The organism is Flavobacterium luteolum, assembly GCF_027111275.1.
GTDB classification, from domain to species: domain Bacteria; phylum Bacteroidota; class Bacteroidia; order Flavobacteriales; family Flavobacteriaceae; genus Flavobacterium; species Flavobacterium luteolum.
This window is the reverse complement of the sequence record NZ_CP114286.1, coordinates 1,772,743-1,788,174: the sequence shown is the minus strand read 5'-3', so window position 1 is coordinate 1,788,174 and position 15,432 is coordinate 1,772,743. Positions and strand designations below refer to the sequence as shown.

The following is a 15,432-nucleotide window of genomic DNA, read 5'->3' as shown; positions in this document are numbered from 1 at the left end:
CGAAATGTTAAGAAAAAACAGTTTTGTCTTTTGTGTTGCGCATTAAAATGAATATTTCTTTTTTCGTTAAAAAAAATATTGTTTTCTTGAATTTATGAGAAGCTTTTTTGTTAAAAATGTAATTATTTGAATAACGTTGTAAGTGTAAACAGGCAAATTGGCGAATAATTCTGCTTTTTGTCGGTATTTTATGTAAAAAACGTCCTAATTTTACTAGAAATTAGGACGTTTCAAAAGTTATAGAATATTTAAATAAATGTTTCTATTTGTTTTTTAAGAAATGATTTAACAAAAATGAAGTAGAACTGTCATGGTTCTTAACAGTCTTAGAATTGATTTCATCTAAGATAGAATTTGCTAATTGTTTGCCTAATTCAACTCCCCATTGATCAAAACTGAAAATGTTCCAAATAACACCTTGAACAAAAATCTTGTGTTCATATAATGCAATTAAAGATCCTAAGCTTTTTGGAGTAAGTTTTTGAATCAATATTGTATTCGTTGGTTTGTTTCCCGTAAAAACTTTAAACGGTCTTAAGTAGGATGCTTTGTCAGCAGAAAGTCCTTGTTTGTCAAACTCTGCCTGAACTTGTGCCTCTGTTTTTCCATTCATTAAAGCTTCAGTCTGTGCAAAAAAGTTTGACATTAATTTATCGTGGTGATCTTCGTTACCGTAAAGTGGTTTTACGAATCCCACAAAATCTGTTGGAATTCTTTTTGTTCCTTGGTGAATTAATTGGAAGAAAGCATGTTGTGAGTTGGTTCCTGGCTCTCCCCAGATAATTGTTCCAGTTTGATAGTTAACAGGTTTTCCGTCACGGCCAACACTTTTCCCGTTGCTTTCCATAAAAGCTTGCTGTAAATAAGGAGCAAGTTTGTGTAGATATTGTGTGTATGGAATCAAAGCTTCGCTTTCGGCACCATAAAAATTATTGTACCAAACACTTAACAAAGCTAAAATAACCGGAATGTTTTCATCAAATTCGGCCGATTTGAAATGTTCATCCATTTCATAAGCACCATTTAATAAATCATTATAATTATCAAATCCAACAGCCAAAGCAATGCTTAAACCAACGGCACTCCAAAGAGAAAATCTTCCTCCAACCCAATCCCACATTGGGAAAACATTGTCTGGATTAATTCCGAATTCTGTTACATTTTTAATGTTTGTAGAAACCGCCACGAAGTGTTTTGCAATGTCTTCTTGAGAAGCCGATTTTAAAAACCATTCTTTTATAGTTTCTGAATTCGAAAGCGTTTCTTGAGTTGTAAAAGTTTTAGAAACAATTACAAATAAAGTAGTTTCAGGATTTAGTTTTTTGATAACTTCATTTACGTGGTCACCGTCAACATTTGAAACGAAATGTGTGTTTAGGTGATTTTTGTAAAATTGTAAAGCTTCAACAGCCATAACAGGACCAAGGTCAGAGCCTCCAATACCAATATTTACAACATCTGTAAAAGCTTTTCCAGTGTAGCCTTTTCTTTGTCCAGAAATAACTTCTTCAGTAAATTTTTTGATTTTATTTTTTACTTCGTAAACTTCAGGAATTACATTTTCTCCGTCTACTTTGATAACTGCCGATTCTGGAGCACGCAATGCTGTGTGTAAAACCGCGCGATTTTCAGTCTGATTGATTAATTCTCCTCCAAAATATTGTGCAATTGCATCTTTCAATCCGATTGAGTTTGCTAATTCTAATAAAAGAGAAACTGTTTCTTGACTGATATTATTTTTTGAATAATCTACTAAAAAGTCATTCCATTGCAAATTGAATTTTTCAACGCGCGCACTATCTTGTTGAAACAATTCTTGTATTGTGGTTTCGTGAATTGCGTTATAGTGGTTTTGTAGATTTTTCCACGCTTCAGTCCCAGTTGGGTTTGTTGTGTTTAAAGCCATTTTATCTATAATTGAGTTTGTTTTCTGAAACACAAAAATACTGAAATAACTTTTAAAAGGGGAGCGGTTTGCGATTATATAACAATTAGTTACGAAAACGTTTTATGAGTTTTAGTTTTGAATTTTTGAAGTTATGATGATTGCGCCATCATTTTCTTTTTCATTGTAAATGATACGACTGCTGTTTTTGTTTAAAAAATCTAAAGTAAGGATGTCGGACTTTTTAAGTGGCAATAGGATGGTATCTTTTTTTTTGTTGTATTTAAATGGAATTCCATCAATTACAATTAAAGGTGAATTTCCAATTAAATCTTTTTCATAGGCTGTGCCGACTAATTTCTGGACAAAGGATTTGCTTTCTTCTTTATCATTTAAAATAAAAACCTTCGGATTGGAGCATCCCACAGTGATTAGTGATAAAAGTATCAATAAGTTTTTTTTCATGAATACTTACCGTTTTTTAAAAAATGCTTTTGTGAAACTTTGGCTTTTACCAAAACTTCCACCAAGGTTTTTTATTGATTTCTATGATTTTCTTCGAAATATCGACATCAATTCTTTTAGGGGATTCTGTTTTAATTTTAGAATCATCAAAAAAAAGTTCACCATTATCACTCATTCCGAGAGGAGATTTTGTTCTTTCTTTCCAATTTTCGGTCTGCAATTCCGGAATTAAATCGGCATCGATTCTTTCGCGAAAGCGTTTTTGAGCTTTTTCTATAATTTCTTCTTCTAAGTTTGAAGATGAATTTTTGAAAAGTGAGATTGAATTGTCTGGAATATTCAAAAGAAAAACTTGCGTTTTGTCACCAATTTTTTGAATGTCCAATACTTTGAAATAAGCAATTGAATCTAAAAGAAAGTGACCATTCTTAGCAGAGTCGGGATTGAATTTTGATAAATCTTTGGCATGCGCGCTTGCAATTAAATATCTGAAATTTCCAAAAAGGCCTCCGCCAATCGAACTCATGTCGGTAAAACCTTTTTCTTGAATAATCTGTTCGACTTTGTAATTTGAAATCAAACTTTCGGAAAGATTCGTATCTCTGTAGAATAGTTTTAAACCAGAAAAAGTTTCATGGTAAATGGTTTTGAGGCGTTCATTTTTCATGACTTTTGATTCAAAAAAGATTGCAAAATAGATTATTTACAGATTCCCAATGCTGTCCAATTCTCTTTTCAAAGGTTCAATCTGTGTCATAAAACGAGTTCTGTCGTTTCCTGTTAAAGATTCTCCAGTTGGAAGATTTAATCGAAGCGCATCAACTTGAACACCGTTTTTCCAAAAACGATAACAAACGTGCGGGCCAGAAGCCAAACCTGTGCTTCCTACCAAACCAATTGTCTGACCTTGAGTAACACGCTGTCCACGACGAACTAAGATTTTAGACATGTGTAAATACTGAGTAGAGTAGGTTCCGTTATGTTTTACTTTGACAAAATTTCCGTTTCCTGCCGTATATCCAGTTGTTTCTACAACTCCAGATGCTGTGGTAGAAATTGGTGTTCCGGTTGGCGCTGCATAATCGGTTCCCTTGTGGGCTTTCCAAGTGTGCTGTACCGGATGAAATCTATTCATAGTAAATCTCGAAGTGATTCGGCTGAATTTAATTGGCGTTTTTAGGAAGAAATTTTTAAGTGTTCTTCCCTGATCGTCATAATATTCAATTTTTCCAGAAGTGGTATCTCTTTCAAATGGAAAGGCGTAAACAATTTTGCCTTTATATTCAAAAAATGCTGCTTCTAGTTCTTCAACGCCATCATACGTTTTTCCGTTGATGAATCGCTCTGTGAAAATTAATCCGTAACGATCTCCTTTTTTTAGTTTGAAGAAGTCAATTGACCAAGAAAAAACTTTTGTAATTCTGCTTGCTAAAGCTGTTTCTACACTTTCGTTTCCTAGAGTTTCAGACAATGAACTTTTTAGAACTCCGCCAATAATTTTTCTTTTTAAAGTAACAGGTTTTACTTTTTTATAAGCTTTAGCAATACTGTCTCTTAAATCGATAACATAATAGCTTAAAGCATCTGGCTGATAAATAAAAACCTCTAAATTATTGGTTTTGTTTTTGGCGCGAAGTAAAGTGAAAGGTTTGCCGTAACGAATGCTTCTTACGTTAAAAGAATCTTTTACTTGCTCAACAATATCATGGACTTTTTTGTCTCCAATATTTTGGCTTTGAAGAATGGAGCCAAAAGAATCTCCTTTTGAAATAGTATCATTAACAACATTAAAGTCTGCGTAATTAAAACCGAATTCTATTTTTTTGGTTGCTGGTTTAGTAATTTTTGCTTCTACTTTTTCTTCTGTTTTTTTACATGAAAAAATAGAAAACAGGACAATTAAAATTACGACTGCTCTTTTCAAACTTTATTATTTTTTTGCGGTGAAATTAAACTTCAGTTTCATTTCCCCAATTGGACAATTCTTCTTCGGTCCACAATTTAGGAAAAAAGATGCGTCTTTGGTATTTTGGATGCATATATTTTTGCCAGTCACTTCCTCCTGTTGCTTCTCCATTGCCTTTTCCGCTTTCCAAGATGTATTTTCTTGCAGTATTTAAGTGCTGCATTACCCACGTAATATTTACCGTTTTGTCATAATGGCGCATTGCATCTATCAACGCTGCATTTTGCTGATCTTCAATTGGTAATTGCGTGAATTTTTGCCAAATGTTTTTCGTTTTAAACGAAGCCATTTGTCTTAAAAATTGCTCTTTGTATTTTTTTTCAAATTCATTTAGTAAATACGATTTTTCGCCAGTGTGATAGTCTTTTCCGGCAGCTTGCCAATAAAGGTGTTCAAAACTGGTTTCTAAATCGGTGTTTTCATCAAAGTTTGCTTTGTATCTGCGATCTGTTAAGTTGATAACATCTGTAGAGGCAAATTCAATCATTCTATATTGAGCACTCTGGAATCCGCTTGCTGGAGTAAGAGTATTTCTAAATTTCATGTATTGATCTACTTCCATTCCGTTTTCCATAATGCTGAACGAATTGGTAAGCATGTCAAAATATCTAGTGATTCTTGATAGTCTTTCGCTAAAAAAATCAACCTGAATGTTTTCTGTTTCTGCAATCTGGTCAATTTCCCACAAAATCATTTTAAAGATTAATTCGTTTACCTGATGGTACATGATAAAAACCATTTCGTCAGGAAGTGTGGTGCGCTGAATTTGTAAATTTAATAGAGCATCAGTTTGAATATAATCCCAATAAGTGATTGGTTTAGCCCAAAGCAATCCTTCTAATTGAACATCAGTTTTTTGATTTATGGCTTGAAATTTTAGGTCAATTTCTTTTAAAATTGCTTCAGAATGATCTGTAGGGTTCATTATTTTTTTGCTTTTAGTGGACTTTTTAATCCTTTATATTCATCGAGATCGGCTTTAAGAGATCCTACAGCCAAATCTGCTTTAATTCTAATTGGAACTTTGTTTACATCGTCTGTTATCCAGAGCGTTAAACTCTCTTTTTCTTTAAATACTCTTCCCGTTTGTACCAATGGCTTGAAGACCATCGTAGAAACGGTTCCAAATTTAGTCGTAATATCTTGACGACCTACATATTTTAACTTAAATTTTGTGATTTCATCATCAAAAAACATGTCAATTGTAATGGCTTCACCCGATTTAAGTTTGTCAATGTTTGGGTGGTTTCTCAGATAATAAAAAGCAGAAACTATATCTTGTACGCCTTCCGTAACAATGATTGTTTTTTCTGTTTTGCGTTTATAGTCTTTTACTAAAACTCTATTTTCATTCTGATTAAAAAAACCTTCTTGATTTTTGGTGTAGCCACCTTCATCAATTTTTCGGACATAGCGGTACGGTTTTCCTGTCTCTTTGTCAAAATAACTTTCATACAAATCTTCTACTTTAAAGAAAAATTTGGACATTCCAGTTGTGTAACCTTTTCCAACAGAGTGAAATACCTTTTTGTTGTTTATGGTAGCATCTTTTACTTCAAGTGTTGCATATCCAGCATTTACAATTCCGTAATGTATTCTAAATTTGAAATATTCTCCTGTGTCGAAAGCGTCTTCTTTTTGAGGGCTGAAAGCAAGTAGTGTTAGTGCTAATATAATGAGGATGAGCTTTTTCATAGTACAATCTTTACATTTATTTATAAAGGTAGACAAATGCAAATTTTATTCCAAATGTACCAAAACAAAAAAACTCAGTCAAAGATGACTGAGTTTTTATGCTATTAACTAACCAAAAAACTATAAATTATGAAATTTATATCAATTCGGAAGGAAACCACCCCTTCCTGATTTGCGAGTGCAAAGATAGATAGAAAGTTCAAAAAACAAATAGCCAAAGTCAAGTTTAACATAACATTTGCAAAAAAATCATCGTTTTTTGGAGAATTATGCTGTTTTATGCATGAAAATTAACATTTTACAGCGTTCCTCTCAATTCTTGCTCTCTTTCGATTGACTCAAAAAGGGCTTTAAAGTTACCTGCACCGAATCCTTTTGCACCCATTCTTTGAATAATTTCGAAGAAAAGCGTCGGTCTGTCTTGAACTGGCTTAGTAAATATTTGCAATAAGTATCCATCTTCATCAGCATCTACCATGATGGCAAGTTTCTCGATTTCGTTTAAATCTTCTTTCATCATATCCATATGAACGCCCAATCTTTCAGGAATTGCTTGGTAATATGTATGAGGAGGAGCCGATAAAAATTCAACACCACGAGCTCTTAATTGTGATACCGTTTTAATAATATCATCTGTAGCGATAGCGATATGCTGAATTCCAGGTCCGCCGTAGAAGTCTAAATATTCTTCAATTTGAGATTTTTTCTTTCCTTCGGCTGGTTCGTTGATTGGGAATTTAATTCTTCCGTTTCCGTTAGACATTACTTTACTCATCAAAGCAGAATATTCTGTAGTAATTTGTTTGTCATCAAAAGATAAGAAATTCACGAATCCCATAACGTCTTCGTAGAATTTTACCCAAGTATTCATTTCATTCCAACCCACATTTCCAACCATGTGATCAATATATTTTAATCCGGTTGATTCTGGGTTAAAGTCAGAATTCCATTCTCTGTAGCCTGGCAAGAAAACGCCATTGTAGTTTTTTCTTTCTACAAAAATGTGAACCGTTTCTCCGTAAGTGTAAATTCCGGAACGAACAACCTGACCAAATTCATCTTCTTCAACCGTTGGTTCCATAAAAGAACGAGCGCCACGTTTCATAGTTTCTTCGTAAGATTTTGTAGCATCTTCAACCCAAAGTGCTGCAACTTTTACTCCGTCGCCATGTTTTTTCAAATGTTCGTTTATTGGAGAATCAGCTGTTAATGGCGTTGTCAAAACAATTCTGATTTTGTCTTGTTTTAAAACATAAGAAGCTCTGTCTCTTACTCCAGTTTCCAATCCAGCATAAGCCAAAGATTGATATCCAAATGCAGATTTATAGTAATGAGCTGCTTGTTTTGCATTACCTACATAAAATTCTACATAATCTGTTCCTAATAATGGAAGGAAATCTTGTGCTCCTTCAAATATTTTTTCTAATCCGTATTCTACTGATTTAACTTCTTTACTCATAATTAGATAATTTGATAATGAGAAAATGAGATAATTTTTGAAATGCTTTAATTTATCAATTTTCTAATTGACACATTTTCTAATTTTCTAATTCCTCTTAGATGTTGATATTATTTTGTTTAAAATTTTTAAAATTTCTGAAAGATCGTTTATTAAACGCTTGCAATTTGGATATTCCTTATGGGCATCACATAAAAACAACCAATACTCTGTTTCATCTGCCTCTTTAATTGCAATTTTTAATTTATGAATAAAATCTGCCTTGCTTTCTGCGTTTTGTGACTCTTTTGAATTAGCTCCAATTGATGTTCCGCTTTTTAATAATTGGTTTGCAATTACGAATTTCTTTTGATCTTGAAGTTCGGTTGTATAATCAATTATATTTAATGCAAAGTTGAAGGTTTTTATTAAAAGAGCGTTGTCTTTATATTTTTCGTTAAAAGTCATTTGTTTAATATGATAATTAGAAAATTTGATAATGAGATAATTTATTTTGTAGGTTTAAAATTACAATATTTAATTGTCTAATTTCCAAATTGACACATTTTCTAATTAAAGAAATTTTCTAATTATCTAATTGACACATTGTCACATTAAAAAACTATTCCGTCCAAGATTTATAGTACTGGCCGTCATCCAATCCCATAGCCTCTTCAGTAACCATTAACGGACGGAAAGTATCCACCATAACAGCTAATTCTTGAGTTTCTTTGTGACCAATACTACGTTCCATTGCGGCTGGCGCTGGACCGTGCGGAATTCCTTTAGGGTGTAAAGTGATATGACCTTGCTCGATATTATTACGGCTCATAAAATCACCATCAACATAATATAGTACTTCGTCAGAATCTATATTGCTGTGATTGTATGGTGCTGGAATAGCTTTTGGATGATAATCGTAAAGTCTTGGGCAGAATGAACAAACAACAAAAGTTGCTGTTTCAAAAGTTTGATGTACTGGTGGCGGTTGATGAACACGTCCAGTTATAGGTTCGAAATTATGAATTGAAAATCCGTATGGAAAATTGTAGCCGTCCCAGCCTACAACATCAAACGGATGTGTGGCATAAACCACTTCGTGCATCATTCCTTCTTTTTTGATTTTAATTAAAAAATCACCTTTTTCGTCATGTGTTTCCAATTCGTTTGGCAGAATAAAATCACGCTCGCAAAATGGAGAATGTTCTAAATGCTGCCCTGACTGATTTTTATAACGTTTAGGAGTATAAAAAGGAGAGTACGATTCTACATAAAATAATCGGTTGTCTTCTGTTTCGAAATCGATCTGATAAATAATACCACGTGGAATAATTAGGTAATCGCCATATTCAAATGGAATATTTCCTAACATGGTTCTTAATTTTCCTTTTCCTCTATGAATGAAAAGCATTTCATCGGCATCGGCATTTTTGTAGAAATAATTTCGAAGCGATTCTTTCGGCGCAGCCAAACCAATAATACAGTCTTTATTGACTAACATCGCTTTTCGGCTGTCTAGAAAATCATTTTCAGGTTTTAATTCAAAACCTTTAAAAAGAAGTGATTTTATATTTTTTCCGATTGCAATTTTAGGTTCAACCGAATAAGAGTTTAAAATTTCTTTAACCTGTGTTGGTCTGTGTACGTGATAAGATAGCGACGAATGTCCATGAAAACCTTCAGTTCCAAACAATTGTTCGTAGTAAAAACCGCCATTTGGTTTTTCAAATTGGGTGTGTCGCTTTTGAGGAAAATCCCCAAGTTTATGATATAGTGGCATGGCTTTTTCAATTAGATAATTAGTAAATTAGATAATTCGAAAATTTGAATTGCAGAGATAATAATCAGTTCAATTTTTGCAATTGACTGATTATTTCAATTCGATAGAGCCATTACTCAGGATTTCTCTTGATGAGGAATTGAAGATACTCTAATAAACCTGTCCAATTTGTTTTCATTATAACAAATGTCGTAATTTTTTCGAAGTAAAAATAAAAATTATATTATTTATTACTATAAAATAACTTAGTTTTTTTGATATAATTTTTATGATGTAAAAAAATAGGTAGAATTTATTGAAGTATTCTCTGTTATACTACTAAAATTGAAACCCAATACTAAACCAAGTAAAGCTTTTTGACATTTCTGGAGACCAAGATTGTTTTACTTCTATAGGACCAATAATAGTTTCTAAACCGTAACCCACTGCGTATCCTGTGTACTTTGGCATAGAAATCCAATCTACAGATGAAAAAATATCATCTCCTAAGTTGGCAAAATTAGCAGATAAATTGATGTGATTTTTTTTGAAGATTTCATAATCAATATTAATATCCGTTTTAATATAGCTGTTGCCGGCAATACTTAGAAAATCATATCCATAGAAATAATTGAAATTGTTTATTTTGTTGTATCCATAACCTCCAAATATAAAATCAAAAAACGGAACACTATCGCTGCCAATATTAAATCCAGCATCGGCTCCAAATTTTATAGTTGCTTTTTTAAATAGTGGTCTAACAACTGCTATTTCAGCTTTGGCAATCGAGAAAGGTTTGAATTGCTTTGTATAATCTGATGATGCCATATAAGTTTGCAAATCTGTAGAAAAATATAATCCAGAACTTGGATAATATTTTTCGTCTAGCGAATCGTATTTTAAATAGGCAAAGGCACTAAAATAATTGCTTTTTTCTATTATGTTGTCTTCGTTGGTAAGTGTCGGTGAGCTAATTTTTAGATATTTATATTCTAAGCCGCCACCCATTAAAAACTTCTGTACAAAAATGGTCTGGAAATAGGCCTGATTGGTTATATCCATGAAGTCAACATTAATAAGGTTGACATTGGGATTCTCTTTTAGAACGCCACTTAAACTCGTAGTTACATTTCGATTAAATTGATTCAATCTAGAACGGAATCCAAAACTGATATTAAAACCATTTTCAACATAATAGTTAAAATCATATCTGAAATTATCACCCAAAATAATATCCAACGAAGTAACATCGTTTTTTAAGAAAGTCTTTTTGTGAGTAAGATTTAATAAAACGGCACTTTTGTAAAGACCGTCATAATGAAGTCCAAGTTTTAGATAAGTTTGGGTCGGATTTTCTCTTAGAACTAAATCCAAGTCGTCTTTGTCGCCATCTGGCTGAAGACAATAGGAGATTGTGCTAAAGTTTTGCGTTGCATTTAAGTTGTTTATCCCAGCTTTAAGTCCATCATAAGTTATGGTGCTTTCAGGTTTAAAACGAAGCTTACCGCGAATATATTCTTTAGTATAATTTTCTAATTTATCAGTATTAATGTCTTTAATATGAAGAGTATCTGTTGCAACTTTTAATTTTGGTTTTTTATAAAAATTGCTTTCATCCGTCAATGTTTTGAGTTTTTCGTAAACAGCAAAAGCGGCTTCTTCTCCTTTTCTGATGATTTCTTCGCCTCGGTCAAATGAAATAACACCAAAGTCACGAATATCTGGTTTGATATAGACATCGGTATCTTTTACTTTGCTCTTCATCTTTTCGATGGACTGCAGATTGGTAATCTGAACCAAGATTCTCGTAGCATTTTTAAGGTTTTTTCTTTTCAGCAAATCGTCCTGAACATCAACTCCAATAATAATATCAGCACCAAGATTGCGAACTTCTTTTATAGGATAATTGTTTACAACACCACCATCAACCAACAGATTTCCGTCAATTTCTACAGGAGTAAATAGAGAAGGAAAAGCTGCACTTGCCATCATGGCCTGAACCAGATTTCCTTTGTTTAATAAAACTTCTTCGCCAGTTTCAATATTGGTTCCGATACATAAAAACGGAGTTGGCAGTTTGTTGAAATCGCGAACATGGCGTACATTTCTAGTTAAACTGCTCAATAAATTATAATTGTACATTCCTTTTGAAAGCGCTTCTGGAATGCCGATTCTGAAATTGCTAAAAGGTAAAACAACGGCATACAACTCGTCATTCTTTTTGCCATAAAAGTTTTTGGACGAACGCGGAATGTAATCGTTTATTAATTCGTCAAAATTGGTCTTTTTAAAAATAGAATCAATCTGAGAGGCATTGTAGCCAGAAGCATAAAGTCCGCCAATAACAGAACCCATACTGGTTCCTCCAATATAATCGATTTTGATTCCTGCTTCTTCCAAAACTTTTAAAACTCCAATATGAGCAAAACCTTTGGCACCGCCGCCGCTTAGAACCAAACCAATTTTTGGTCTTTTCACGCTGTCTTTTTTTGTTTCCTGCGAAAAAGATTCTTGCGAAAACAAAAATGTTATCAATAAAACAAATGAGAATGCGTACGAATAAGCTCCTTTGAACCGAATTTTTGAAATGTACAGTTGGAATGAACGCATAAAAACTTTAATTGGTTTTGTAAAAGTCGACAATTTTTTTGGCTTTCGAAACACCTACAACAGCTGAAATTTCTTTTTCTGTAGCCAATTTCAATCTTTTAACACTTTTAAAATGTTGTATTAATGTTGTCATGGTTTTTTCGCCAATTCCCGGAATGCTTTCAACCGAAGAATTAAGTGCCGATTTACTGCGTTTATCTCTATGAAATGTGATTCCGAATCTGTGTGCTTCATTTCTTAAATGCTGAATCACTTTTAAAGTTTCTGATTTTTTGTCTAAGTATAACGGAATCGAATCACCAGGATAGAAAAGTTCTTCCAAACGTTTTGCGATTCCAATGATTGCTACTTTTCCGCGTAAGCCTAAATCGTCGATACTTTTTAATGCTGCCGAAAGCTGTCCTTTTCCACCATCAATAATAATTAATTGCGGTAAAGGTTCATTTTCATCCAATAATCTTTTGTAACGACGATATACGATTTCGGTCATCGAAGCAAAGTCGTTTGGACCTTCAACGGTTTTAACATTAAAATGGCGGTAATCTTTTTTGCTCGGTTTTCCGTCTTTAAAAACCACGCAAGCCGCAACCGGATTGGTTCCTTGAATGTTGGAGTTATCAAAACACTCGATATGTCTAGGTTCTGACGGAAGACGTAGATCTTTTTGCATCTGCGCCATAATTCGATTTACGTGACGATCCGGATCTACAATTTGCAATTGTTTTAATTGTTCGATTCGATAAAATTTAGCATTTCGAATGGACAAATCTAAAATCTGTTTTTTGTCTCCAAGTTGCGGAACAGTAGTTTTGATGTTTTCGCCCAAATCCATTTCAAAAGGAACAATAATTTCTTTTGATAACAATTGAAAACGCTCGCGAAGTTCTACGATGGCTAGTTCCAGTAATTCTTCATCACTTTCATCTAGCTTTTTCTTCATTTCTAAAGTATGCGAACGAATAATCGAACCGTGAGAAATCTGAAGAAAATTGACATAAGCAGCACTTTCGTCTGAAACAATAGAGAAAACATCAATATTGGTAATCTTCGGATTAATGATGGTCGATTTTGATTGATAGTTTTCTAAAACCTCAATTTTCTCCTTTATTTTTTGCGCTTCTTCAAATTGTAGATTCTGAGCATAGTTGTTCATCAATTTCTTGAAATCCTTTAAACTTTCTTTGAAGTTTCCTTTTAGGATTTCGCGAATAGCATTGACTTGTCTTTGGTATTCCTCCAAAGGTTCCAAACCTTCGCAAGGGCCTTTACAATTGCCAATGTGATATTCCAGACAAACTTTAAATTTTCCTGAATTAATGTTTGATTCGCTCAAGTCATAGTTACAAGTTCGAAGCGGATATAATTCTTTAATTAAATCTAAAATAGTATGTACTGTCTTGAAACTGGTGTATGGACCAAAATATTCAGAGCCATCCTTGACCATGTTTCGAGTTGAAAATATTCTCGAAAAAGGTTCTTTTTTAATACAAATCCATGGATACGTTTTGTCGTCACGAAGCAAAACATTGTATCTTGGCTGAAGTGTTTTAATTAAATTGTTTTCTAATAAAAGCGCATCTGTTTCGGTTGGAACTACAATGTGTTTTATCGTCACGATTTTTTTTACCAATACATTAGTTTTGGCAGTATCGTGAATTTTATTGAAATAGGATGAAACCCTTTTTTTTAAATTTTTAGCTTTTCCGACATACAAGATTTTCCCGTCTTTATCATAATATTGATAAACGCCTGGACTATCAGGCAACGTTAAAATTTGAAGATCTAAGGACGGTTTTTGCATTCTATTGTGTTTCTGAAGATGTTTGATAAGCTTTTCAAAAACCATTCCTGTTTCTAAAAGAAGCTTAACATTGAATTAGTTTCAAATTTACAAAATCAAAAGAATAATTTCTATATTTAGATTTTATAATTCTACATGAAAAATAGTGCTCCATTGGTTATTTTCGGCGAATCGATTTTGCCGGGAGAACATAGAACAATAAATGTCGAAATTGCTCGGCTTCATACTACAACAAAACTAAATATTCCTGTTATTGTACGTCGTTCCAAACATGAAGGGCCGACTGTTTTATTTTCTGCAGGAATTCATGGCGACGAAATTAATGGTGTCGAAATTGTTCGACAGATTATCAGTAAAAAAATCAACAGACCGTCGCGAGGGACTATTATCTGCATTCCGGTAATCAATATGTATGGTTTTGTAAATAAATCACGCGAGTTTCCAGACGGGCGTGATTTGAATCGTGTTTTTCCAGGAAGCAAAAAAGGTTCACTTGCCAGTCGATTTGCGTATCATATTGTCGAAGAAATTTTACCGATTTTAGATTATGCAGTCGATTTTCATGCAGGTGGTGCAAGCCGTTTTAATGCTCCGCAAATCAGAATTACAGAGAATAATCCTGAATTAAAAGTTTTGGCCGACATTTTTAATGCACCATTTACATTGTATTCTAAAAACATAAATGGTTCTTTTAGAAAAACTTCTGAAAATGCCAATGTGAAAATGTTGCTTTTTGAAGGCGGAAAATCATTAGATATCAATAACGAAATTGCAAATCAAGGTGTTTTGGGAACCAAACGTTTGCTTCATTATTTAGGAATGCTCGATTCTAAACAAATTGCTGAGCCAGCTTTGACTCCTTCCATTTATATCAAGCAATCGGTTTGGCTTCGCGCAAAATGTTCTGGCTTACTTCATGATTTTAATTTGGTCGGAAAATTTGTTACTAAAGGCACAATCCTGGCAATCATTACAGATCCGTTTGGTAAATTTGAGCAAAAAGTAAAAGCGCCCCATGATGGTTATGTAATTAATGCCAATCATTCGCCAATTGTTTATGAAGGCGACGCAATCTATCATTTATCTAAAATTCCAGACAATGCCGACGAGTAAAAAAGAACTCCGATTAGAATATAAAAATCTCCGCAAAGCGCTTTCTTTTGAAGATATAGAAGAAAAAAGTTTGGCAATTGCCAATCAATTAATTCAAATGCCAGTTTGGGATAAAAGTTATTATCATGTTTTCCTTCCGATTGAAGAGCATAAAGAAGTGAATACCGAATATGTTCTGCATTTGCTTTCTGGAAAAGACAAAGAAATCTTGATTTCTAAAAGCGATTTCGAATCTAGAAAAATGACTCATTTTCTATTAACAGATAATACCAAAATTAAAAAGAACGAATACAATATTCCGGAACCAATTGACGGAATTGAAGTTCCTTCGTCTAAAATTGAAGTTGTCTTTGTTCCGCTTTTGGCTTTTGATATTCATGGAAATCGAATTGGTTACGGAAAAGGTTTCTACGATAAATTCCTCGCCGAATGCAAACCAGAAACCATCAAAATCGGACTTTCGTTTTTTGAAGCCGTAAACGAGATTGATGATGTTTTTGAATCGGATATTAAATTGGATTATTGCGTTACGCCTGATAAAATATATCAATTTAAATAAAATTAATGCCACAGATTAAAAGGATTAAAAAGGATTTCTAAAAAACAATCCGTTTAATCCTTTTAATCTGTGGCAAAAAAATCTTTGCATTTCAAAAAAATATTCCACACCAAATCCCTTTAAAAATAAGGGTTTCTCATT

13 protein-coding genes are annotated in these 15,432 nt (G+C 33.2%); 2 read left to right on the top strand and 11 right to left on the bottom strand.

The annotated features are described in order from the left end of the window. Positions 1-262: 262 nt before the first annotated feature. The 11 genes from pgi to uvrC all read right to left on the bottom strand — a co-directional run bounded on the left by pgi (position 263) and on the right by uvrC (position 13,619). Positions 263-1,906: a glucose-6-phosphate isomerase gene (pgi, locus tag OZP10_RS07735; protein ID WP_281634160.1), complete on the bottom strand. Its 1,644-nt coding sequence runs from the start codon at positions 1,904-1,906 to the stop codon at positions 263-265. Positions 1,907-2,017: 111 nt separating this feature from the next. After that, the gene (locus OZP10_RS07730) at positions 2,018-2,350 is read right to left on the bottom strand and encodes a hypothetical protein (RefSeq protein ID WP_281634159.1); all 333 of its coding nucleotides are present in this window, start codon (positions 2,348-2,350) and stop codon (positions 2,018-2,020) included. Positions 2,351-2,396: 46 nt separating this feature from the next. Then, on the bottom strand, positions 2,397-3,017 hold the full coding sequence (locus tag OZP10_RS07725) for a hypothetical protein (protein WP_281634158.1): 621 nt from the start codon (positions 3,015-3,017) through the stop codon (positions 2,397-2,399). 36 nt (positions 3,018-3,053) lie between these two features. Then, complete coding sequence (locus tag OZP10_RS07720; protein WP_281634157.1) at positions 3,054-4,274, bottom strand: peptidoglycan DD-metalloendopeptidase family protein; 1,221 nt, start codon at positions 4,272-4,274, stop codon at positions 3,054-3,056. A gap of 25 nt (positions 4,275-4,299) precedes the next feature. Next, a complete protein-coding gene (locus tag OZP10_RS07715; protein ID WP_281634156.1) occupies positions 4,300-5,241 on the bottom strand; it encodes a tryptophan 2,3-dioxygenase family protein in 942 nt (313 codons plus the stop codon). Further along, a complete protein-coding gene (locus OZP10_RS07710) occupies positions 5,241-6,011 on the bottom strand; it encodes a DUF3108 domain-containing protein (RefSeq protein ID WP_281634155.1) in 771 nt (256 codons plus the stop codon). The genes OZP10_RS07715 and OZP10_RS07710 overlap by 1 nt, the downstream gene beginning before the upstream one ends. A 298-nt stretch (positions 6,012-6,309) precedes the next feature. After that, positions 6,310-7,470 (bottom strand): 4-hydroxyphenylpyruvate dioxygenase, encoded by a 1,161-nt coding sequence (gene hppD / locus OZP10_RS07705; protein WP_281634154.1) that lies wholly within the window; start codon positions 7,468-7,470, stop codon positions 6,310-6,312. 87 nt (positions 7,471-7,557) lie between these two features. Beyond that, complete coding sequence (locus tag OZP10_RS07700; RefSeq protein WP_281634153.1) at positions 7,558-7,917, bottom strand: four helix bundle protein; 360 nt, start codon at positions 7,915-7,917, stop codon at positions 7,558-7,560. A 154-nt stretch (positions 7,918-8,071) separates the two neighbouring features. Then, a complete protein-coding gene (locus OZP10_RS07695) occupies positions 8,072-9,229 on the bottom strand; it encodes a homogentisate 1,2-dioxygenase (protein WP_281634152.1) in 1,158 nt (385 codons plus the stop codon). 318 nt (positions 9,230-9,547) lie between these two features. Then, a complete protein-coding gene (locus tag OZP10_RS07690) occupies positions 9,548-11,818 on the bottom strand; it encodes a patatin-like phospholipase family protein (protein WP_281634151.1) in 2,271 nt (756 codons plus the stop codon). Between the two features lie 7 nt (positions 11,819-11,825). Beyond that, complete coding sequence (gene uvrC / locus OZP10_RS07685) at positions 11,826-13,619, bottom strand: excinuclease ABC subunit UvrC (protein WP_281634150.1); 1,794 nt, start codon at positions 13,617-13,619, stop codon at positions 11,826-11,828. Positions 13,620-13,754: 135 nt separating this feature from the next. Here uvrC and OZP10_RS07680 point away from each other — a divergent pair, with 135 nt between their 5' ends. Both OZP10_RS07680 and OZP10_RS07675 read left to right on the top strand, forming a co-directional pair. Beyond that, positions 13,755-14,732 (top strand): succinylglutamate desuccinylase/aspartoacylase family protein, encoded by a 978-nt coding sequence (locus tag OZP10_RS07680; protein WP_281634149.1) that lies wholly within the window; start codon positions 13,755-13,757, stop codon positions 14,730-14,732. Further along, positions 14,719-15,291, top strand: coding sequence for a 5-formyltetrahydrofolate cyclo-ligase (locus OZP10_RS07675; protein ID WP_281634148.1), 573 nt, complete (start codon positions 14,719-14,721; stop codon positions 15,289-15,291). The genes OZP10_RS07680 and OZP10_RS07675 overlap by 14 nt, the downstream gene beginning before the upstream one ends. The last annotated feature ends 141 nt before the right edge of the window (positions 15,292-15,432 follow it).